This is a genomic window from uncultured Tateyamaria sp. (assembly GCF_947503705.1).
Lineage (GTDB): Bacteria > Pseudomonadota > Alphaproteobacteria > Rhodobacterales > Rhodobacteraceae > Tateyamaria.
This window is the reverse complement of sequence record NZ_CANNES010000002.1, coordinates 401,614-421,857: the sequence shown is the minus strand read 5'-3', so window position 1 is coordinate 421,857 and position 20,244 is coordinate 401,614. Positions and strand designations below refer to the sequence as shown.

Sequence of the window (20,244 nt, the reverse complement as noted above, 5' to 3'; positions counted from 1 at the left end):
ATTGTAACAGCAACGGCAACAACTCTTGTAACTTTCATCATATCCCCCACAAGATATGGGAGGAACGATGCCTGAAAGCACGCTCTGAGTAAAGCGGAAGGGGCGCTATTTGGTGCCAAACATGCGATCGCCGGCATCGCCCAGGCCTGGAACGATGTAACCGACCTCGTTCAACCGCTCATCGACCGCCGCTGTGACGATGGGCACGTCCGGATGCGCTTCTTTCATGCGGGCGATTCCCTCAGGTGCGGCCAGCAGGCACAAAAAGCGGATATTCGTTGCCCCACTCTGCTTGAGCAGGTCAATCGCCGCCGCCGAAGAATTACCAGTGGCGAGCATCGGATCGACGGCAATGACGACGCGGTCTTCCATCGCTTCGGGCACTTTGAAGTAATACTGTACCGGCTGCAGGGTCTCTTCATCCCGGTAAAGACCGACAAATCCCACGCGGGCCGAGGGGATCAACTCCAACACGCCATCCAGTAGCCCATTGCCCGCGCGCAGGATCGAAATCAGCGCCAGCTTTTTGCCGGCCAGTGTGGGGGCGTCCATCTCTGCCATGGGTGTGTTGATGCGCTTGGTGGTCATCTCCAAGCCTCGGGTCACCTCATAGGCCAACAACTGGCTGATCTCGCGCAAAAGCTGGCGAAACACTGCGGTGGGCGTGTCACGATCGCGCATGATGGTCAGTTTGTGCTGAACCAGAGGGTGATCAACGATCGTGAGATGGTCAGACATGGCATGCGCTCCTTGTGCAAAATCGGCCCCCTTGTGCCGCGTCCGCGCGCCAGAAACAACGGGGTGGTTTCTTCTGGTCAAAAATATCCTCGGGGTGTTTGAGGGGTAGACAGCCCCTCATCCCGCGCGGATGCGCGGCAAAAATCATGTGCGCCGTCAGGCGCTCATTTTGGTGAAACGCTCAGATGGCGCGCCACGATGGACGCCACATCGACAAAGCCCAAAGGCCCCAACGCGCTTTCGTGACCACCAGACACCAAAACGGGCACCCGTTCGCGGGTATGATCGGTGCCCACCCAGGTCGGGTCATTGCCGTGATCTGCTGTCAAAACCATCATGTCGTCCGGGCGCATCCGGGCCAGCACCTTGCTCAGGGCCGCGTCAAACCACTCCAGATGCCGGGCATAGCCCGCCACATCACGTCGGTGGCCGTAGAGGCTGTCAAACTCGACAAAATTGGCAAAGGTGAGACTACCCTCTTCGGCTGTGTCCACGAGGTCAGACAGATGCTCCATCAACGTGGCATCGGGCCCTTTGCGGACCTCGTCAAACCCTTGCATGGAAAAGATATCGCCAACCTTCCCAACCCCAAAAACATGGTGGCCTGCGTCCTGCACCCAATTGCTGAGGACTGGCGCGGGTGGTGCGATGGCATAGTCGCGGCGGTGTGCTGTCCGCTCAAAGGCGCCGGGCGTGCCGATGAAAGGCCGCGCAATGACCCGACCGACGCGCATCTCATGCAGCATGGGCGCGACGGCTTCACACAGGCGCAAAAGCCGGTCGAGGCCAAAGTGTTCTTCGTGAGCGGCAATCTGAAACACAGAGTCCGCCGAGGTATAGCAAATGGGTTCGCCAGTCTCTATGTGGGCCACCCCATGCCGGGCAATGATCTCGGTGCCCGAAGCATGGCAATTGCCCAATATCCCCGAGGTGCCCGCAGCCGTGCAAACAGCCGCGACCACGTCTTTGGGAAAAGCAGGCTGAGTATCTGGGAAATAGTGCCAGTCCCAAGGCACGGGCACCCCGGCTAGTTCCCAATGGCCGGATGGCGTGTCCTTGCCGCGCGATACCTCTGTCGCCGCTCCAAAGGGGCCCGGCGCAACGGTTTCACCCGCCGCCAGCGCCATCGCATCCCAAAGGCCCAGTCGTTCCAGATGCGGCAGGTACAGCGGGCCGCTGCGCCCCTCATTGGCCTGACCTGCTGCACAAGCCTCGGCAATATGGCCCAGTGTGTTTGCGCCGGTGTCCGGGACATCCCCATTGAAATAGTCGCCTGCGTCCGGTGCCCCGCCGATACCGACGGAGTCCATGACCACGAGGAACGCGCGCGCCATCAGCCGATCCGATCCGCGATCAGGTCTGGGGTTGCGGGGGCCAGCGGCCCAGTGGAAATCGCGCGCCGCAGCGCAGCCTCGGCCCGATCCGCATCTGCCGGGCGGGCGGCGTGAATGACGGCCAAAGGCTGGCCCTTGGCCACTTTGCTGCCCAGACGCACCACGTCCGACAAGCCCACAGCCGGGTTGATCTGGTCGCTTTCCACTGCGCGGCCACCTCCCAGGTCCACGACTGCGAGGCCAAGAGCCTCGCCATCAATGGCGGTGATAAAAGCCGTGCTTTGAGCGCTGACTTCGCGGATGACGGTCGCCTCTGGCAGAAAGCGCGGCCAGTTTTCAACAAATTGCACTGGCCCACCCATCGCCGCGACCATGGCCCCGAACCGTTCAGCCGCGCGCCCATCCTTGATGACTGCCGCAATGGCATCAGCGCCCGCCTGCACGTCCTTTGCCAATCCACCATTGGCCAGCAGAACGCCGCCGAGGGCGGCTGCAATCTCGACCAGGGGACCCGCCGCACGGCCCGTCAGAACTCGCATCACCTCGGCCACTTCCAAGGCATTGCCAAGGGCGGGGGCCAGCGGTTGGCTCATGTCAGTGATCAGGGCGGTGGTTTTGCACCCTGCGGCATTGGCGGTTTTGACCAATGCTTCGGCAAGGCCGCGCGCCTCGTCCATGTCCTTCATGAACGCGCCAGAACCGGTTTTGACGTCCAGCACCAAGCCATCGAGGCCCGCCGCCAGCTTCTTGGACAGGATCGAGGCCGTGATCAGGTCAAGGCTTTCCACCGTGGCGGTCACATCGCGCACCGCATAAAGCCGTTTGTCCGCAGGGGCGATATCGGCGGATGCGCCTACAATGGCGCAGCCCGCCTTGGCAATGGTGTCGCGCAAGCGGCGCTCGCTCAGTTGCGTGCTGACGCCGGGGATCGCGTCCAACTTGTCCAGCGTGCCGCCTGTATGGCCCAGTCCACGCCCGGAAATCATCGGCACATAAGCGCCACAAGCCGCCATGGCGGGGGCCAGCACGAGGCTCACGCAATCCCCAACGCCGCCGGTGGAGTGTTTGTCGAGGACTGGCCCGGGCAGATCCCACTCTAGTACGCGCCCACTGTCACGCATCGCCATGGTGAGGGCCACACGGCCCACATCGCCCAGCCCGTTCAGGCATACGGCCATGGCAAAGGCCCCTGATTGTGCGTCGGTCACGGTACCATCAGCCAAACCTTGAGCGAACCAATTCAGTTCTTCGCGGTTGGGCGTCTGGCGTTGGCGCAGCTTGGCGATGATGGCGCGGGCGTTGCTCATGCCTCGCCATCCATGTGGGCCGTGGTGAAAGCGCCGGGCAGCAACTCGGCGAGGGTCATCGACTGCTCAATGCCCCCCGTCGTGGCCATGGTTACAACCACGTCGCCCGCACCGAATTCAGCCAGTTTCTGGCGGCATCCGCCGCAGGGGGTCACGGGCATGGGGCTGCCTGCGACCACATAGGCCTCTGTGATCCGGTATTCGCCTGCCGCCGCCATGGCCGCAATTGCGCCCGCTTCGGCACAGGTCCCTTCGGGATAGGCCACATTTTCGACGTTGCAGCCCACATAAACAGTGCCAGAGGCCGCGCGGATCGCGGCACCCACCTGAAAGTTGGAATAGGGCGCATGGGCGTTCTCGCGCACAGCCATAGCGGCATCTTTCAAAGCACTCATGTCAGGTCCTCATGTCCCGTCCTTTGGCGTCTGCATATGGGTCGTAAAGCGGCCCGGCAGTGACACCTCCAGCAGTTCCAAATCAGTCGAAGGCTCTGCATAGCGCGTTGCCATCCCGGGTGGAATAACAAAGGCGTCGCCGGGTGACAGGGGGAAAGGATCGCGGCCCTCCCCCTCAAGGGTCATTGTGCCCTCCATCACAAAGGTGAACAGGATGTCGCTGTCATGAACTGCCCATGCCGTCGGGCCGTCACTGCGTTTGGCCACCTGAACACCAGCGACCCCTTGTGTGCCATCGCTGATCCCGGTGTCACGGGCCGCAAACCCCGGCAGGCGGAAAGGGGCCCAAGTGGCCTCGTCCACCTTGTGGTGGACAAAGCGTTGACCCTGAAACCGGCGGTCCGGGTTGGCCGGACCGTTGGGCAGATTCATCTCGTGGTCAATGGTGGTGACATGTTCGGCTGGCACGCCAATCTCGATCACTTCGATATTGTCGCTGGCATACAAAACCCGGTGCCGGATTTCGGGCGGTTGGATCACGCAACAGCCTGCGTGGAGACGGAAGGGCTCCCCCTGATCTTCATAGACGAGGTCCACCCAGCCTCGGTAGCAAAAGATCAATTGAAACCCGACCGTGTGGTAATGCACCATATCGGGCACTGGGCCGCCATCGGGGATGCGGATGTGGCTTGCGATGATTGAACCGCCCAGACGATCCGGGATCAGATCGCGATAGTGCATGCCCGCGCGGCCAATAACCCAAGGGGCCTGGTCGGCGAGGCGGCGGACGACAAAGCTGTGGATGGTGTCGGGCAAAACCAGGGGCGGGTTCAGTTCTGCGATCTCGACACGCGTGCCATTTGGGGCGGTCAGTTCACGCACGCCGTCAGCAAACCCATTGGGATCGTCTGTCAGAATGCGCAAGGTGCCGGGCGGCTCGTTCGCGCCAGCCTCGATGCGAACACGTAGGCCATGGCCTGAAAACACCGCGACGCTCGGGTCATCGGCGGGATAGATCATGTCCATCCGCATCCCCAATACCTTTGTGAAAAAGGGAATGTCGTCGCGCAATTCATTGGTGGGCAGGCGTATCTCGGCCCGTATCTCAGACATGCGGATCCTCCTTCTTCGCGCCAAATAAACGCAAAGGTGGTGAGGGATGCAATGCGTGAACGGACTGCAACGAAGCGGGACAGCGCACATTGGATTGTGATCAAACCCGCACCGATCACAATTTGCCCCTGCGTCAAAACTGGTTTAACGCTAAACCATATTTTGCCAGGGAGGCACCATGTCCGACCAACCGAACCTGCGCCAGGCAGCTCTCGATTATCACGAATTTCCCAAACCCGGTAAGCTTGAGATCAGAGCGACCAAGCCCATGGCCAATGGTCGTGATCTGGCGCGGGCCTATTCGCCGGGCGTGGCCGAAGCCTGCCTTGAGATCAAGGACGATCCCAGCAACGCAGCCCGCTTTACCGCGCGGGGCAATCTGGTGGCGGTGGTAACCAACGGGACGGCTGTTCTGGGTCTGGGCAATATCGGTGCGCTGGCCTCCAAACCGGTAATGGAGGGCAAGGCGGTGCTCTTCAAGAAATTCGCCTCTATCGACTGTTTTGACATTGAATTGGACGAATCCGACCCTGAAAAGCTGGCGGATATCGTTTGCGCGATGGAGCCTTCATTCGGGGCTATTAACCTTGAGGACATCAAAGCGCCCGACTGTTTCGTGGTTGAGCGGATATGCCGCGAGCGGATGAACATCCCTGTTTTCCATGACGACCAGCACGGCACAGCCATCGTTGTGGGGGCCGCGGCCAAAAATGCGCTGCACGTGGCGGGCAAGAAATTTGAAGACATCAAGATTGTCTCGACCGGTGGTGGGGCGGCGGGAATTGCCTGTCTGAACATGCTCCTCAAGATGGGCGTCAAACGTGAAAACGTTTGGCTGTGCGATATTCACGGGTTGGTATACGAGGGCCGGGCCGAGGACATGAATCCGTCCAAGGCCGCCTTTGCTCAAGACACCGATTTGCGCACATTGGATGACGTGATCGCGGGGGCAGACCTTTTTCTTGGCCTTTCCGGTCCCAACGTGCTCAAGCCAGAGCACGTGAAACAGATGGCCAAGAGGCCCATCATCTTTGCGTTGGCCAATCCAACACCCGAGATCCTGCCGGAGGATGCCCGCGCCGCCGCTCCGGATGCCATCATCGCGACGGGGCGCAGCGACTTTCCCAATCAGGTCAACAATGTGTTGTGCTTTCCATTCATCTTTCGGGGGGCACTGGATGTGGGTGCCACTACCATTAATGATGAGATGCAGTTGGCCTGTATCGACGGCATTGCCGCCCTTGCCCGAGCCACCACCAGCGCTGAGGCCGCCGCTGCCTATCAAGGCGAACAACTGACATTCGGGGCCGATTATCTGATCCCGAAACCTTTTGATCCGCGACTTGTGGGCATCGTCAGTTCTGCGGTGGCGCAGGCCGCGATGGACACAGGTGTAGCGACGCGCCCCATCGAGGATTTGGACGCCTACAAGGAAAGGCTTGATGGCTCGGTCTTTAAATCTGCGCTGTTGATGCGCCCGGTGTTTGAGGCCGCCCGCGCCCGTGCGCGCCGCATCGTCTTTGCTGAGGGTGAGGATGAACGGGTCTTGCGTGCCGCGCAGGCCATGCTGGAGGAAACCACCGAGCGACCCATCCTGATCGGCCGACCCGAAGTGATTGAGGCGCGGATCGAGCGGGCTGGTTTGACCCTCAACGTCGGCGGGAATGTCGATCTGGTAAACCCGGAAAACGACCCGCGCTATCGCGATTACTGGGAAACCTATCATAGCCTGATGTGTCGGCGCGGTGTGACGCCCGACCTGGCCCGTGCGATCATGCGCACCAATACCACCGCCATCGGTGCCGTGATGGTCCATCGCGAAGAGGCGGATAGCCTGATTTGCGGTACCTTTGGTGAGTTCCGCTGGCATCTGAACTACATCACACAGGTTCTGGGGCGCGAGGCGTATCATCCTGTTGGTGCGCTTAGCATGATGATCCTTGAGGATGGGCCGCTCTTTGTGGCGGACACGCAGGTCCACCTGCATCCAAAACCCGCAGAGATTGCCGAGATCGCAGTCGGTGCCGCCCGTCACGTGCGCCGGTTTGGGGTGGAACCCAACGTGGCCTTTTGCTCGCAATCACAGTTCGGAAATCAAGGCGATGGCTCTGGCTGGCGCTTGCGCGAGGCGATCCGCATCCTTGACGCCCAAGGTCACGATTTTTGCTATGAGGGCGAGATGAACATCGACACAGCCCTCGACCCCGAGCTGCGTCAGCGTTTGTTTCCAGGCAACCGGATGCAGGGACCTGCCAATGTGCTGGTCTTTGCCCATGCGGATGCGGCATCGGGCGTGCGCAATATTCTCAAGATGAAAGGCGGCGGGCTGGAGGTTGGCCCGATCTTGATGGGAATGGGCAATCGAGCGCATATCGTCAGCCCCTCGATCACGGCGCGGGGGCTGTTGAATATGTCGGCCGTTGCCGGAACCCCAGTGACGCATTACGGATAGGCAGGTCAGTGAAACTGGCACGCCAGAGGCTGCGAATTCTCAAAAAAGTTTGAGAATCTGACGGCCTTGGTATCTAATTTTGGCATTCTTTTGCTTGAATTGGAGGAAATCAAATGCGTTTCGGTGTTCCTATTTTGATGATGTTCACCCTCGCCGCGTGCGAAGAAGTCGTGAGTGAACGCGAAGGCACATTCAACTATCAGGGTGATATTTATCGATCCGTGACCCGCGAAATCGCGCGCGGCGACACCACATTTGAACGTCGGACCGTGTATGCCCGTCCACGCCCTGTCAGTTGCTCGGCCACGGATGACCTCGATTGCGTCGCGGCGATCCGATCAGAGTGGTTGGACGTCCGGTGAGCCGAGCGGCGCACGGATCGATGACGACGCCCATTTTCTGCGAAATTTGCAGTTGGCGCTTTGCAGATTTGCAAAGGCTGACGATGTTTCCAGTTTTCTGCGTATTTTTAGGGGCTTTGCAAATATTTGCAGACCTTGTTCAGTAGTTTTTGCAAATTTTGCGCGGCATTCTGTCGTCTGGGGCGCGCGTGACCTTGCCCGGGCGCCCTGGTCTTTCGTATGCCTGACCCAGCGGCATGAGGGAGGAGACCACCATGAGTTATCGCGCGGAATATGAAGGTTGGAAGTCGGATCCTGAGGGATATTGGCTGAAGCAGGCGCAGGCGATTGATTGGGTTGAACCGCCCGCCACTGCCTTGTTCGACCGGGGCAACGATTTCTATGAATGGTTCGCCGATGCGCGTGTGAACACGTGCTGGAACGCCGTGGACCGCCATGTCGAGCGCGGGCGCGCCGATCAGGTCGCCATCATCCATGACAGCCCCATCACCGGTACGCAGTCCAAGACCACCTATGCCGAATTGAAAGGCCAGGTGGCGTCGCTTGCCGGGGCTTTGTTGGCCCAGGGTGTAGCAACGGGCGACCGCGTGATCATCTATATGCCAATGGTGTCCGAGGCGCTTGTGGCCATGCTGGCCTGTGCCCGTATCGGGGCGGTCCATTCCGTGGTCTTTGGTGGTTTTGCGGCAAACGAACTTGCCGTGCGGATCGACGATTGCACGCCCAAGGCGATCATTGCGGCCTCATGTGGCCTCGAACCAGGCCGGGTCGTGGCCTATAAGCCACTGCTGGACGGGGCCATCGAGATGGCCGATCACAAACCCGATGTCTGTGTGATCCTTCAGCGTGATCAACACCCCTGCGACCTGACTGATCGGGACGTGGACTGGCATGCCTGCCAAGAGGGCGTGAAACCGGCCGAGTGCGTGCCAGTTGCAGGCAATCACCCGGCTTATATCCTATATACCTCTGGCACCACCGGCGCGCCCAAAGGCGTTGTGCGCCCGACAGCGGGCCATCTGGTGGCGTTGAACTGGACGATGAAAAACATCTATCAGGTCGACCCGGGCGAAGTGTTTTGGGCCGCTTCTGACGTGGGCTGGGTCGTGGGCCATTCCTATATCTGCTATGCACCGCTGATCCACGGCAACACCACCATCGTGTTCGAAGGCAAGCCCGTAGGTACTCCCGATGCAGGCACGTTCTGGCGGGTGATTGCCGAACATGACGTCAAATCCTTCTTTACTGCACCCACGGCCATTCGCGCCGTGAAACGCGAAGACCCAAAGGGGTTGGAGCGTCAGAAATACGACCTGAGCGGTTTGCGCGCGCTCTACTTGGCCGGTGAACGGGCTGACCCGGACACCATCGAATGGGCGCAGGATATCCTTGGTGTGCCGGTCTATGACCACTGGTGGCAGACCGAGACAGGCTTTACCATCGCCGGTAACCCTGCGGGCCTTGAGGCGCTCCCGGTCAAGATCGGTTCGCCCACTGTGGCGATGCCCGGTTTTGACGTCCAGATTCTGGATGAGGCGGCCCACCCCGTGGCCGCGGGCGAACTGGGCGCTATCGCGATCAAGCTGCCCTTGCCGCCTGGCACGCTGCCCACGCTGTGGAATGCCGATGACCGGTTTCGCAAGTCCTACCTGACCACCTTTCCCGGTTATTACGAAACGGGCGATGCGGGGATGATGGACGAGGACGGATACCTTTACATCATGGCGCGCACCGATGACGTGATCAATGTGGCCGGCCACAGGCTGAGTACGGGTGCAATGGAAGAGGTACTGGCAGGCCACGCGGATGTGGCCGAATGTGCGGTTGTGGGTGTAACTGATGCGCTCAAGGGGCAGTCGCCCGTGGGGCTCTTGTGTCTGACCAACGGCGTGAACCGCCCTCACGACGAGATAGTGGCCGAATGCGTCAAACGCGTCCGCGACCAGATCGGACCGGTTGCCGCATTCAAACAGGCTGTGGTCGTGGACCGTTTGCCCAAAACACGATCGGGCAAGATTTTGCGCGGAACCGTGGTCAAGATTGCAGACAGCGAAGCGTTCAAGATGCCCGCGACAATCGACGACCCGGCGATATTGGACGAGATCAAAGTGGCGTTGCAGACCATCGGATACGCCAAGGACTAGGCGGACCAAGGCTCGAACAAATGAGTGCCGCACCTCTGCCTTCAGAGGTGCGGCATTTTCGTTTGGCGAACTGGGTTCAGAACTTGGTTTTTTGCTCGACGACAAAGGCGTCGACTTGCCGTTGTGCCTTGTCCTTGGCGATACCAGCACGGCCATGGACCTGGTCAGCGAGAACCTTAGCATCGCCCTTGACCCGTTGCGGCCCGCCTTGGGTCAAATCGCACCATTTGGTCCTGATCGAACTCGCAACCTGTCTCAAATTGCCCTTGATGGCATCCCAATACATGTCTGGTACTTCCATGTTTTATTGCGTTGATGACACAACACAGGGACATGGCATTCGGTTCCGAGATCAGAGGTCTTGAGCCAACTTTCGCAGCTCAAACTTCTGGATTTTGCCGGTCGACGTCTTGGGCAGGTCTTGAAACACAACCTGTTTGGGGGCCTTGAAGCCCGCGAGGGTTTCGCGGCTGAAGGCGATCAAGTCCGCCTCGGTTGGGGCAGTGCCCGGCTTCAGCTCGACAAAAGCGCAAGGCACCTCGCCCCACTTGTCGTCCGGCTTGGCCACAACGGCGGCCAGGTTCACATCCGGGTGACCCATCAACACGCCCTCAACCTCGACCGAGCTGATGTTTTCGCCGCCCGAGATGATGATGTCCTTGGCCCGGTCCGCGATCTGGATATAGCCGTCAGGGTGCTGAACCGCGATGTCGCCGGAATGGAAATAGCCGCCCTCAAACGCTTCGGCCGTCGCATCAGGGTTCTTGAGATACCCTTTCATCACCGAGTTGCCACGCACCATGATCTCGCCCTGGGCCGATCCGTCCATGGGGATCTGTGCCATGTCTGCATCCATAACCGTGATATGTTCCATCATCGGAAAGGCCACGCCCTGTCGGGCCTTGATCGTTGCCTTTTCGTCCTGTGGCAAGCCATCCCAATCTGCGCCGCGCCAGACGCATTCCGTCACGTGGCCATAGGTTTCAGTCAGGCCGTAAACTTGCGTGACGTTAAAGCCCAACGCCTCGACCTTGCCCAAAGTTGCAGGGGCAGGGGGAGCGCCTGCGGTGAACACTTCGACGACATGATCGAAGGGGCGTCGATCGCCGTCATCCGCGTTGACCAGCATGTTCAACACGATAGGTGCACCGCCGAAATGGGTGACCCCTTCGTCGGCGATAGCGTCATAGATGGGCTTTGCCGCAATATCGCGACAACAAACCAGGGTCCCCCCCAACAGTGGCATCATCCACGTGTGGTTCCACCCGTTGCAGTGAAACAGCGGTACGATGGCCATAAAGACCGGGTTCAGCTGCATCCTCCAACTGATCACCGTGCCCATGGTCATCAAATAAGCGCCGCGGTGGTGATAGACGACGCCCTTGGGCCGCCCAGTGGTGCCTGAGGTGTAGTTCAGTGCGAGGCTTTCCCATTCGTCCTTTGGCATGATCCAATCAAAGTCAGCGTCGGCAGTGGCCAGAACATCCTCATACTCGGGGTAGCGCCCGCTTGCCGGCCAGCCGTGGGCGGCGTCCGCCACTTCGATAACCTGAGGGGCCGAACCTGCCATCTTGGCAATTGCTGCCTCAGCCAGCTCAAGGAACTGCGGGTCAACCATCACAACCTTTGCCCCACCATGGCTAAAAATATACGCAACCGTATCCACGTCGAGGCGGGTGTTGATCGTGTTGAGAACGGCACCGCAGGCAGGCACGCCAAAATGTGCCTCCGCCTGCGCAGGCAGGTTCGGGATCAAGGTGGCGACCACATCGCCGGGTACAACGCCCATCCCGGCCAAAGCCGATGCCAGGCGGGAGCAACGGTCATGATACTGGGCATAAGTAACACGGTGCGGCCCATAGATCACAGCCGTATGGGTGGCAAAGACCTGCGCCGCGCGGCGCAAATGCGACAAGGGCGTGAGTGCCACGTAATTCGCTTCGGTCTTGTCCAGACCCGTCTCATCTGCCATCCAACCCATTGCGCCCTCCCCGGCTTCGGTCCCTTTGGCCGAAACTTATGGCCGGGCAAATTCAAATTGGAAAGAGATGATGTACACGGCCCCTCAAACGCGCCCGGTCGCGGCTGCGCTCAGCATGATCGGGGCCATGGGGATCATCGGACTGATCGACATTTACGTGGCGGTGATCGCCCAAACCATCTCGGTCTGGCAGTTCCTGTTGGTGCGGATGCTGTTAGCGGCGCCGTTGGTGTTGCTTTTGTCAGCGTTGGGCTTCGGGACGGTGCGCCCACGGCGGTTTGGCGAGGTGGCCGGGCGCAGCCTGCTGATCGCGCTGGGCATGTTTTGCTATTTCAGCGCACTTGCCTTCATGCCGATTGCGCTGGCGCTGGCGGGCCTTTTCACCTCGCCCATCTTTGTGCTGCTGATCACGGCTTTTGTGCTCGGCCAACGGATCGGACCATGGCGGATCGCGGCGGTTGCTGTGGGTTTCTTGGGCATCCTGGTGGTTCTGGGCCCATCTGGGGGTAGCTTGGGGTGGATCATCGTCATGCCCGTGCTCGGTGGACTGCTCTATGCTTCCGGTGTCGTCGCCACACGCGCACTTTGCGAAGGGGAAAGCACCCTGACGCTGCTGCTGGGGATATTCCTCGCCCAAGGCGCATTGGGGGCAGTCATGCTGAGCGCGCTGACCGTGATCCAGCCAGAGGTCGGAGCTGGGGGGATGGCCTTTCTCACTCGGGGTTGGGTCTGGCCCATTGATGCAGCGCTGCCTTACCTGCTGATTCAGGTCTTGGGTGCAGTGGTGGGTGTTGGCTTGCTGAACAAGGCCTATCAATTGGGCGAGGCCAGCCACGTGGCGGTGTTTGAATATGCGGTGATGATCTTCGGCCCCGTCTTTGGTTGGTGGCTCTTGGGACAGACGATCACATGGGCGCAAGGGGTGGGCATCGTCCTGATCGCACTCGCAGGGGTCATCATCGCCCTGCGCAGCGCAAACCAATGATTTTTCATTGTTCCAGAAATATGCAAATGCCACGGATGGACCCGAGCGCAACGCCCGCTAGACTGGGCGCATGATCCTTTCGCTCGGCCGCCAATATGTTTTTGTCCACGCCCCCAAAACGGGCGGAACCGCTATGGCGCTCGCGCTTGAAGGGCGCGCGATGAAGGACGACATCATGCTGGGTGATACGCCCAAGGCACTCAAGCGCAGGCGGCGGCTCAAGGATGTGCAGAGCCGGGGGCGGCTTTGGAAGCACAGTACCCTGGCGGATATCGATGGGCTGGTGCCGACGCTTGATGGGCTCTTTGCCTTTACCTTGGTGCGCAATCCTTGGGACAGGATGGTCAGTTACTACCACTGGCTTCGGGGCCAGAGGTTTGATCATCCCGCCGTGGCGCTGGCCGGGCAGCTGCCGTTTGAGGATTTCGTGCAAGCAGGGCAGGTGCGCGCCTCAATGCAGGCGAGCCCCGCGCGCCATTATATGACGGACGTTTCGGGGCAAGAGCGCTGCAATGCCTATATCCGGATCGAGACATTGGAACAGGATGCCCAGCCGCTTTGGGACCATCTCGGCTTTGCCCTTGCGCTGCCGCGGGCCAATACCTCTGACCGGGATGCCGATTTTCGCACGTATTACTCGGATATGGCCCGCCAGGCGGTTGCTGAGGACTGTGGCGAAGACATCGAAAGATTCGGCTACAGCTTTGACTGACAGGCCAGCGGGCGTTCGGCCCCCGCGATTGTCGCAAAACCTTCACAAATCCACAGTACGCTAAATGGATTGATCGGGAAATTCGCAACAGTGCCCGATTTCCGCCTCTTTCGCGGCCCGTCTCTGCCCCGAGAATCACTGCAATTGGTTTCATCGAACGCAACAGGCGCTGCTGCTGGTAAGCGCCGGAACCATGGGGATGGATCTGATGTTTGGATGGATGAACAAGACTGCACCACGACGCATGGCCGACACCTCGGGTGCCTGCGACGGGTCCGTGATGAAGACGCGCGGCCTGCTGTCCGGCACACGGATTGCGACAGCGATGGGCTGGCGCGCGGTTGAGGCGTTGGCTCCCGGTGACATGGTTCTGACATTTGACAATGGCCTGCGCCCCCTGATCGAAGTACGCCGCGAGGTGTTCTGGGTGGCTGACATGATGATCCCCGCCGCCTATGCCTCTGTGTATGTGCCCGCAGGGGCCTTGGGCAACAGTGCCGACCTTGAGCTACTGCCGGACCAAGGTGTTCTGATCGAGAGCGACGCGGCCTGCGATGCGCAGGGCGACCCGTTTGCTGTCATCCCCGCGAAGGCGCTTGACGGGTTTCGTGGTATTCGGCGCACCCCGCCGCGCACGCAGATCGAAGTGATCGTATTGGTCTTTGCGGATGAGCAGGTGATTTATGCCGAAGGTGGCGCGCTGATCCACTGCCCCCGAGCGCACCTGCGCCTTGATCAGTTGGGATGTGAGACGCACAGCTATGAGTTGGTGCCTGCCCGTGAGGCGGCCTTTTTGGTCGAATGCATGATGGTCGAGGACCAGATGGCCGCCTGAGTTTTTCGTTTTGGCGCGCTGACAATCACAACGCGCCTTCCCCCCTCTGCACCCGGTTGCCGGTCACACCGGCGCACCGTTCCCAACAGCGGCGCAGTCGCCGGGTGCAGGGACCGAACAGGTCCACCCAGGCAGGTTGACCCAAAACGGTCGTCCTTTTTTATCTTCGTTTGTGGTATAGTCCGGTTGATGACAGGGAGGATGCCATGCAGATCCCGGATTTCACCACACAGCGATTACGGGTCACCGCCTGGCGTGGGATTCTGTCAGACCCGGATCGGCGCGCGGCGTTAGAACAGGATTTGGCCTATGTTCTGACGCCAAATGTGTTGGCGCCGCTACCCGAACCCCTGCATTTGCCGCACGGGACCGGGCATATCGCCGATTGGGTCCGCGCCCGCGCGGAGGAAAGCGATGTGTTTTCTGTGTTGGAAGCTGCATCCGGAGTACTGGTAGGGCTGTTGATCATCGCCTCTGAAGAGGACGGAACACTGCATTTAGGCTATATGCTGGCCGACCCTGTGTGGGGGCGCGGTTACGCCACCGAAGTGATCCGGGGTCTGTTGACAGCCATTCCGCCGGGCCACAACATCACGGTGCTGGCAGGCGTGGAATTTGATCACCCCGCATCCTCGGGCGTTTTGTTCAAATGCGGGTTTGAGGTGGTGGATCGTCTGTCCACGCCGCAAACCCGCTTTTACTCATATATCGTTTTGTAAAACGAAAAAAGCCGCCAGGTTATACCCAGCGGCGTTTTAAATTTTTTCGATCAGTACCTTAAGCGGCTTTGGCTGATTCTGGACCAAAGCGACCGTAAAAGCTTTGACCCTTTTCCGCCATTTCACGCAGCAGAGCGGGGCACTTGAACCGCTCACCGAATTTGGCTTCCAGCTGGTCGCACCGTTCAGCGGCGTATGGCGCGCCCATGATGTCCAACCAACTGAACGGGCCACCCGACCATGGGGCAAAACCCCAGCCGAGGATCGCACCTACGTCGCCCTCGCGGATGTCCATTAGCACATTCTCTTCGAGCGCGCGAACTGCCTCAAGGACCTGGCTGAACAGCAGGCGATGCTGCACTTCAGTCAGGTCAGGTTGATCCTCGGCGGCAGGGTACTTTTCGCCCAGACCATCCCAAAGACCGGTGCGCTTGCCCTTGTCGTCATAGCTGTAGAACCCGGCATTAGCCTTGCGGCCCAGGCGCCCCTCTTCCTCCAGCCAAAAGATCAGATCGTCGGCCCCGGATTTTGGATAGGCGTCACCCATCGCGGCCATTGTCGCGCGCGCAATCTTGGCACCCAGATCAATCGCGGTTTCGTCGGTCAGTTGCAGGGGCCCAAGGGGCATGCCGACCAGCTTGGCCGCGTTCTCGATCAACGCTGGTTCAACCCCTTCGGTGACCATCCGCGCCCCTTCATTGACGTAAGGAATGATGCAGCGGTTGGCATAGAAGAACCGCGTGTCGTTGACGACGATCGGTGTCTTCTTGATCTGGCGGACGTAGTCCAGCGCCTTGGCCACGGCCCGGTCGCCAGTGTTGGCGCCCTTGATGATCTCAACCAACAACATCTTTTCGACGGGCGAGAAGAAGTGAATGCCGATAAACTGGTCCTGGTTCTTGGACGCTTTGGCCAGTTCCGAGATCGGCAGGGTAGAGGTGTTGGAAGCAAAGATGCAATCCTCTGGGATTACCGCTTCGACCTTGGCGGTGATCTCCGCCTTTACGGCGGGGTCTTCGAACACGGCCTCGATGATCAGGTCGCAGCCCTTCAGTGCGTCCAGATCGGGCGTCGCCGTGATCAGACCCAGCATGGCGTCTGCCTTCTGTTGGGTGACCTTGCGCCGAGCCATACCTTTTTCCAGGTATTTTTCGGTGTAGTTCTTGCCCCTGTCCGCGGCCTCTTGGTCACGGTCGATCAACACGACTTCGATGCCTGCCTGCGCAGATACCAGCGCGATGCCAGCCCCCATCAGACCGGCGCCCAAGACGCCCAGTTTCTTGACCCGTTGATCCGGGATGCCCGCCGGGCGCACTGCCCCTTTTTCCAAGGCTTCTTTGTTGAGGAAGAGTGAACGGATCATCGCTCCGGAGGATGGGTTCAGCAAAACGTTGGTGAACCAGCGCGCCTCGATTTTCAGTGCGGTGTCGAAGGGCACCAGCGCGCCCTCGTACACGGCGCTCAGCAGGGCTTTGGCCGCAGGATAGACCCCTTGGGTCTTGCCGTTGACCATGGCGGCCGCCCCGACAAAGGTCATGAAACCGGCTGGGTGGTACGGCGCGCCACCGGGCATTTTGTAACCTTTGGCGTCCCAGGGTTTGACCAGATCGGCATCCTTGGCGCTCAGCACCCAGGCGCGGGCGTCAGCCATCGGATCATCAGAGACTTCGTGTATCAGGCCCGCCTTCTTGGCAGCCTCAGGGGCGCTCAGCTTGCCTTCCAGCAAAAAGGGCGATGCGCCCATGGCACCCAACATACGGGTCAGACGCGTGGTGCCACCGGCCCCGGGGAAGATACCAACCAAAATTTCAGGCAGGCCGAGGCGCGCCTTGGGGTTGTTGGCCACAAAGGTGCGGTGCGTGGCCAGAGGCAGTTCCAGGCCGATGCCAACAGCAGTGCCCGGGATGGCCGACGCAATCGGCTTGCCGCCCTTCTGTGTCTTTGGGTCCATGCCCGCAAGTTCGATCTTGCGCAGGAGGCCGTGCATTTTCATCGTGCCTTCAAAAAGGCCTTTGGCGGCATCGTCGCCCGCACTTTCCTTCATCTTGGCCAGCAGGTTCAGGTCCATGCCGCCCGCGAACGTGTCCTTGCCCGAGGTGATCACGATGCCCTTGACCGCATCGTCGGCCAAGGCGTCGTCCACAAGGTCATTGAGCAGTTCAAGGCCCTCGAAAGACATCACGTTCATGGATTTGTCCGCCACATCCCAGGTGATGGTGGCGACGCCCTCGGCGTCTTTGGTCATTGTGAAATCGGTCATTGGTGATCTCCCTTCTTCGGAGTGTCATTGGTAGTGTCTTGTGGAACGTCTTCGATGTCGGCTGGGTTGAGGGCCGACCAGTTCAAGTGCCCAATGGCGCGCATGACTGTTGTCACACGCCACAGGCCGTTTTCGCAGCGCAGTGTCATGGATGCATCCCACGGCGGGACGACGTGGTTCGCGCCGCGTAGGATATGGGTCCTATAGGTGCCAACCATTTGGTCGCCATCTATGATCTCGGCGGTTTTTGCCTCGCGGACGATGTCTGTGATGCCGTGTATTTCAAACTCCTGGCAATAGATCTCGAAATCGCGGCGTACTTTTTCTTCGGTGTCAAAGGTTTCGACGCCCTGGCGGGTGATCATGTGAAACGGCAGGCTGGTGCAGTTCAACCAGCCATCTGGGTCCTTGCTCAGAAAGGCGGCACTGATGCGGTCCAGTATTGTCTGGAACAGATGCAGGCGCTGTTGATCTTCGGACGCACGGCCCCGTATGGAAAAGCCGGATTGTTGTTCGAGCCAGTCGGGAATGATCTGCCAGTCGGCACTGCGCAACGAGGTGTCGCTAATGCTGGCCTTCCAAACGTCATCGCGCCCGCGATACAGGCTAAGGCGGGTCAGGAACGGGGCCAGAACCTCGGTGCCACGCGCCTCAACACGCGTTGTGTGATAGCCCGAGATATGGTTCGCAGTCACAAACTTCGCCGTATCACAGGTGCGGGTGTATTGGGTCACGTTCAAGGCATCCAGCTCTTGGACAAATCCGTTGAAAAGGGTGCGGAACTCTTCGTCCGAGGTGCAGACAACAACTCCGTCAACGGTGCGCACTTCGTAGGGGTAGGTCACATGTTGGGCATAGCCCGCGGGATTTCGCGACATCAAAGCGTCCGTTGTGCGGTCGAGCATGTCTTGATAAATCCTGCGGGCGTCTGTCACGCCGTTACACCCGTTCGATGATTGTCGCCGCACCCATACCCGATGCGATACAAAGAGTGGCCAGGCCGACCTCTTTGTCAGCGCGCTCAAGCTCGTCCAACAAGGTTCCGATGATGATGGCCCCCGTGGCGCCCAGAGGGTGGCCCATCGCGATCGAGCCCCCGTTCACGTTGACCTTGTCGTGGTCCACGTTGAAGGCCTGCATGAAGCGAAGCACAACAGAGGCAAACGCCTCGTTCACCTCAAAGAGGTCGATGTCGCTGATGTCCATGCCGTGATCCTTCAGGATTTTTTCGGTCACGGGCACAGGGCCGGTCAGCATGATGGTGGGATCGGTCCCGATCTTGGCGGTGGCGCGGATGCGGGCACGGGGTTTGAGGCCCCATTTCTCGCCAAACTCCTTGTTGCCGATCAGAACGGCGGCCGAGCCATCCACGATGCCCGACGAATTGCCCGCGTGGTGGATGTGGTTGATCCGCTCAAGGTGGGGGTATTTCATAAGCGCGACCTTGTCGAAGCCGGGCATGACCTCGCCCATGGCCTGGAAGGCAGGGTTTAGGCCGCCCAGCGACTGCATGTCGGTTTGGGGGCGCATGTATTCGTCATGGTCCAGAATGGCGAGGCCGTTGACGTCCTTGACGGTGATGACGCTCTTGTCAAAGCGACCTGCATCCCAGGCGGCCTTTGCACGCTGTTGGCTGACCATGGCGAGGTGATCGGCGTCATCGCGGCTAAACCCGTATTCGGTGGCGATGATGTCCGCGCTGATGCCTTGGGGTACAAAATAGCTGTCCATGGCGATGGACGGATCAGCCGCAATGGCCGCCCCGTCAGACCCCATGGCCACGCGGCCCATCATCTCGACACCGCCTGCGATATAGGCCTCACCGGCGCCGCCCTTGACCTGGTTGGCGGCCAGGTTCACCGCCTCCATTCCGGAGGCACAAAAGCGGTTGATGGCCAAGCCGGGAATGCGTTCGTCCAGATCCGAGGCCAAGACGGCCGAACGGGCCAGACAGCCGCCCTGCTCCATCACCTGGGTCACGTTGCCCCAAATCACATCCTCGACCGCGTGGCCATCCAGGTTGTTGCGCTCTTTGACAGCGTTCAAGGTCTGGGCGCTCAGGCGGAGCGCCGTCACTTCGTGAAGGCTGCCGTCTTTGCGTCCCTTGCCGCGGGGGGTGCGCAGCGCGTCATAGATATAGGCTTCGGTCATGGTGTGCGGTCCTTTCGCCAGGGGCGGTCTTGCGTGTGGTGTCTTGGCTATCAAGTGGGGTGGACCGGTCGGTCCAATCAAGGGTGACGTTGCGGCGGTTTAGGTAAACCAGCCCAGTTACGCTCGGTCGGCGGGGGAACCGGGCATGAGATCATAGGGGGCTTTCCATCCGGGAAGGGACGAAATGTTGCTTAACCACCGATCAATATTGGACCATTCCGCTCGGTCAAAGCCAAAGGGCTCAGGGTAATAGAGGTAACCGCAACAACTGATGTCGGCATTGGTCGGCGCGTTTCCGACAATCCAGTCTCGACCCTCCAGGTGAGCTTCCAGAACGGTATAGGCCCCTTTGAGGCGGCCCAGGTTGAAAGCGATCACTTCCGCTGGGCGCTTGTCCTCCGGCAGGAAGTTCATGAGAAAACGGGTCATGCCGCACATTGAGCTGAGCTTGTGATTGTCCCACAATACCCAGCGCAACACCTCATAGCGGTCATCACCCTCGCCGTTGAACTTGCCAGTCTTGTCGCTGATATATTGCTGAATGACACCCGATTGGCTGATCTTGCGATCCCCATCCACCAAAAGAGGCGCCTCGCCCATAGGATTCAAGGCGCGAAACGCCTCGCTGCGCGATGCGCCGCCAAAGAAATCGACAAATACGGGGTCCCAGTCCAACTCTGACAACTCAAGCGCCAGGGCTGCCTTGTAAGAATTTCCGCTTTCGCCAAAGCAATGCAGTTTCAGGGTCATGTCCGT

At 59.9% G+C, this 20,244-nt stretch carries 18 protein-coding genes; 7 read left to right on the top strand and 11 right to left on the bottom strand.

The features are described 5' to 3' along the window. Positions 1-105: 105 nt before the first annotated feature. The 5 genes from upp to Q1A44_RS08140 form a co-directional block, all read right to left on the bottom strand. Positions 106-738 (bottom strand): uracil phosphoribosyltransferase, encoded by a 633-nt coding sequence (upp, locus tag Q1A44_RS08160; protein WP_299622571.1) that lies wholly within the window; start codon positions 736-738, stop codon positions 106-108. A gap of 164 nt (positions 739-902) precedes the next feature. Further along, a complete protein-coding gene (locus Q1A44_RS08155; protein WP_299622568.1) occupies positions 903-2,072 on the bottom strand; it encodes a phosphopentomutase in 1,170 nt (389 codons plus the stop codon). After that, on the bottom strand, positions 2,072-3,379 hold the full coding sequence (locus Q1A44_RS08150) for a thymidine phosphorylase (RefSeq protein ID WP_299622565.1): 1,308 nt from the start codon (positions 3,377-3,379) through the stop codon (positions 2,072-2,074). The genes Q1A44_RS08155 and Q1A44_RS08150 overlap by 1 nt, the downstream gene beginning before the upstream one ends. Beyond that, on the bottom strand, positions 3,376-3,774 hold the full coding sequence (locus Q1A44_RS08145) for a cytidine deaminase (protein WP_299622562.1): 399 nt from the start codon (positions 3,772-3,774) through the stop codon (positions 3,376-3,378). Before Q1A44_RS08145 ends, Q1A44_RS08150 begins: the two co-directional genes overlap by 4 nt. A 9-nt stretch (positions 3,775-3,783) precedes the next feature. Further along, the gene (locus tag Q1A44_RS08140; protein ID WP_299622559.1) at positions 3,784-4,887 is read right to left on the bottom strand and encodes a cupin domain-containing protein; all 1,104 of its coding nucleotides are present in this window, start codon (positions 4,885-4,887) and stop codon (positions 3,784-3,786) included. A 178-nt stretch (positions 4,888-5,065) separates the two neighbouring features. Here Q1A44_RS08140 and Q1A44_RS08135 point away from each other — a divergent pair, with 178 nt between their 5' ends. From Q1A44_RS08135 to Q1A44_RS08125, 3 genes are all read left to right on the top strand, one after another. Beyond that, positions 5,066-7,339: an NADP-dependent malic enzyme gene (locus Q1A44_RS08135; RefSeq protein WP_299622557.1), complete on the top strand. Its 2,274-nt coding sequence runs from the start codon at positions 5,066-5,068 to the stop codon at positions 7,337-7,339. Between the two features lie 113 nt (positions 7,340-7,452). Then, on the top strand, positions 7,453-7,701 hold the full coding sequence (locus Q1A44_RS08130) for a hypothetical protein (protein WP_299622554.1): 249 nt from the start codon (positions 7,453-7,455) through the stop codon (positions 7,699-7,701). Between the two features lie 254 nt (positions 7,702-7,955). Beyond that, on the top strand, positions 7,956-9,845 hold the full coding sequence (locus tag Q1A44_RS08125) for an AMP-binding protein (RefSeq protein ID WP_299622551.1): 1,890 nt from the start codon (positions 7,956-7,958) through the stop codon (positions 9,843-9,845). Positions 9,846-9,921: 76 nt separating this feature from the next. On the opposite strand, the gene Q1A44_RS08120 is transcribed toward Q1A44_RS08125, so the two are convergent. Next, positions 9,922-10,146, bottom strand: a complete 225-nt coding sequence (locus Q1A44_RS08120) for a CsbD family protein (protein WP_299622548.1) — start codon at positions 10,144-10,146, stop codon at positions 9,922-9,924. Between the two features lie 51 nt (positions 10,147-10,197). Continuing rightward, positions 10,198-11,826: an AMP-binding protein gene (locus Q1A44_RS08115; RefSeq protein ID WP_299622545.1), complete on the bottom strand. Its 1,629-nt coding sequence runs from the start codon at positions 11,824-11,826 to the stop codon at positions 10,198-10,200. A 67-nt stretch (positions 11,827-11,893) separates the two neighbouring features. Here Q1A44_RS08115 and Q1A44_RS08110 point away from each other — a divergent pair, with 67 nt between their 5' ends. The 4 genes from Q1A44_RS08110 to Q1A44_RS08095 all read left to right on the top strand — a co-directional run bounded on the left by Q1A44_RS08110 (position 11,894) and on the right by Q1A44_RS08095 (position 15,077). Further along, positions 11,894-12,811: a DMT family transporter gene (locus tag Q1A44_RS08110; RefSeq protein WP_299622542.1), complete on the top strand. Its 918-nt coding sequence runs from the start codon at positions 11,894-11,896 to the stop codon at positions 12,809-12,811. A gap of 70 nt (positions 12,812-12,881) precedes the next feature. Then, the gene (locus tag Q1A44_RS08105) at positions 12,882-13,523 is read left to right on the top strand and encodes a sulfotransferase family 2 domain-containing protein (protein WP_299622539.1); all 642 of its coding nucleotides are present in this window, start codon (positions 12,882-12,884) and stop codon (positions 13,521-13,523) included. Between the two features lie 208 nt (positions 13,524-13,731). Continuing rightward, positions 13,732-14,358 (top strand): Hint domain-containing protein, encoded by a 627-nt coding sequence (locus Q1A44_RS08100; protein WP_299622536.1) that lies wholly within the window; start codon positions 13,732-13,734, stop codon positions 14,356-14,358. A gap of 206 nt (positions 14,359-14,564) precedes the next feature. After that, positions 14,565-15,077, top strand: a complete 513-nt coding sequence (locus Q1A44_RS08095) for a GNAT family N-acetyltransferase (RefSeq protein ID WP_299622533.1) — start codon at positions 14,565-14,567, stop codon at positions 15,075-15,077. Positions 15,078-15,135: 58 nt separating this feature from the next. Here the strand turns inward: Q1A44_RS08095 and Q1A44_RS08090 are convergent, their stop codons facing one another. From Q1A44_RS08090 to Q1A44_RS08075, 4 genes are all read right to left on the bottom strand, one after another. Beyond that, the gene (locus Q1A44_RS08090; RefSeq protein WP_299622530.1) at positions 15,136-17,337 is read right to left on the bottom strand and encodes a 3-hydroxyacyl-CoA dehydrogenase NAD-binding domain-containing protein; all 2,202 of its coding nucleotides are present in this window, start codon (positions 17,335-17,337) and stop codon (positions 15,136-15,138) included. Then, the gene (locus tag Q1A44_RS08085; protein ID WP_299622527.1) at positions 17,334-18,215 is read right to left on the bottom strand and encodes a hypothetical protein; all 882 of its coding nucleotides are present in this window, start codon (positions 18,213-18,215) and stop codon (positions 17,334-17,336) included. Before Q1A44_RS08085 ends, Q1A44_RS08090 begins: the two co-directional genes overlap by 4 nt. Positions 18,216-18,276: 61 nt before the next feature. Further along, entirely contained in the window at positions 18,277-19,488 is a 1,212-nt protein-coding gene (locus Q1A44_RS08080; protein ID WP_299622524.1) for an acetyl-CoA C-acetyltransferase, read from the bottom strand. 117 nt (positions 19,489-19,605) lie between these two features. Next, entirely contained in the window at positions 19,606-20,238 is a 633-nt protein-coding gene (locus tag Q1A44_RS08075; protein ID WP_299622521.1) for a glutathione S-transferase family protein, read from the bottom strand. Positions 20,239-20,244: the final 6 nt, after the last annotated feature.

Excerpts from the sequence above, each read along its gene's own strand:
- Q1A44_RS08115 (WP_299622545.1), bottom strand. The coding sequence starts at position 11,826 with ATGGGTTGGATGGCAGATGAGACGGGTCTGGACAAGACCGAAGCGAAT.
- Q1A44_RS08145 (WP_299622562.1), bottom strand. The coding sequence starts at position 3,774 with ATGAGTGCTTTGAAAGATGCCGCTATGGCTGTGCGCGAGAACGCCCAT.
- Q1A44_RS08130 (WP_299622554.1), top strand. The coding sequence starts at position 7,453 with ATGCGTTTCGGTGTTCCTATTTTGATGATGTTCACCCTCGCCGCGTGC.
- Q1A44_RS08140 (WP_299622559.1), bottom strand. The coding sequence starts at position 4,887 with ATGTCTGAGATACGGGCCGAGATACGCCTGCCCACCAATGAATTGCGC.
- Q1A44_RS08085 (WP_299622527.1), bottom strand. The coding sequence starts at position 18,215 with ATGTCGCGAAATCCCGCGGGCTATGCCCAACATGTGACCTACCCCTAC.
- Q1A44_RS08095 (WP_299622533.1), top strand. The coding sequence starts at position 14,565 with ATGCAGATCCCGGATTTCACCACACAGCGATTACGGGTCACCGCCTGG.
- Q1A44_RS08105 (WP_299622539.1), top strand. The coding sequence starts at position 12,882 with ATGATCCTTTCGCTCGGCCGCCAATATGTTTTTGTCCACGCCCCCAAA.
- Q1A44_RS08110 (WP_299622542.1), top strand. The coding sequence starts at position 11,894 with ATGATGTACACGGCCCCTCAAACGCGCCCGGTCGCGGCTGCGCTCAGC.
- Q1A44_RS08120 (WP_299622548.1), bottom strand. The coding sequence starts at position 10,146 with ATGGAAGTACCAGACATGTATTGGGATGCCATCAAGGGCAATTTGAGA.
- Q1A44_RS08135 (WP_299622557.1), top strand. The coding sequence starts at position 5,066 with ATGTCCGACCAACCGAACCTGCGCCAGGCAGCTCTCGATTATCACGAA.
- Q1A44_RS08100 (WP_299622536.1), top strand. The coding sequence starts at position 13,732 with ATGTTTGGATGGATGAACAAGACTGCACCACGACGCATGGCCGACACC.
- Q1A44_RS08150 (WP_299622565.1), bottom strand. The coding sequence starts at position 3,379 with ATGAGCAACGCCCGCGCCATCATCGCCAAGCTGCGCCAACGCCAGACG.
- Q1A44_RS08125 (WP_299622551.1), top strand. The coding sequence starts at position 7,956 with ATGAGTTATCGCGCGGAATATGAAGGTTGGAAGTCGGATCCTGAGGGA.
- Q1A44_RS08080 (WP_299622524.1), bottom strand. The coding sequence starts at position 19,488 with ATGACCGAAGCCTATATCTATGACGCGCTGCGCACCCCCCGCGGCAAG.
- upp (WP_299622571.1), bottom strand. The coding sequence starts at position 738 with ATGTCTGACCATCTCACGATCGTTGATCACCCTCTGGTTCAGCACAAA.
- Q1A44_RS08075 (WP_299622521.1), bottom strand. The coding sequence starts at position 20,238 with ATGACCCTGAAACTGCATTGCTTTGGCGAAAGCGGAAATTCTTACAAG.
- Q1A44_RS08090 (WP_299622530.1), bottom strand. The coding sequence starts at position 17,337 with ATGACCGATTTCACAATGACCAAAGACGCCGAGGGCGTCGCCACCATC.
- Q1A44_RS08155 (WP_299622568.1), bottom strand. The coding sequence starts at position 2,072 with ATGGCGCGCGCGTTCCTCGTGGTCATGGACTCCGTCGGTATCGGCGGG.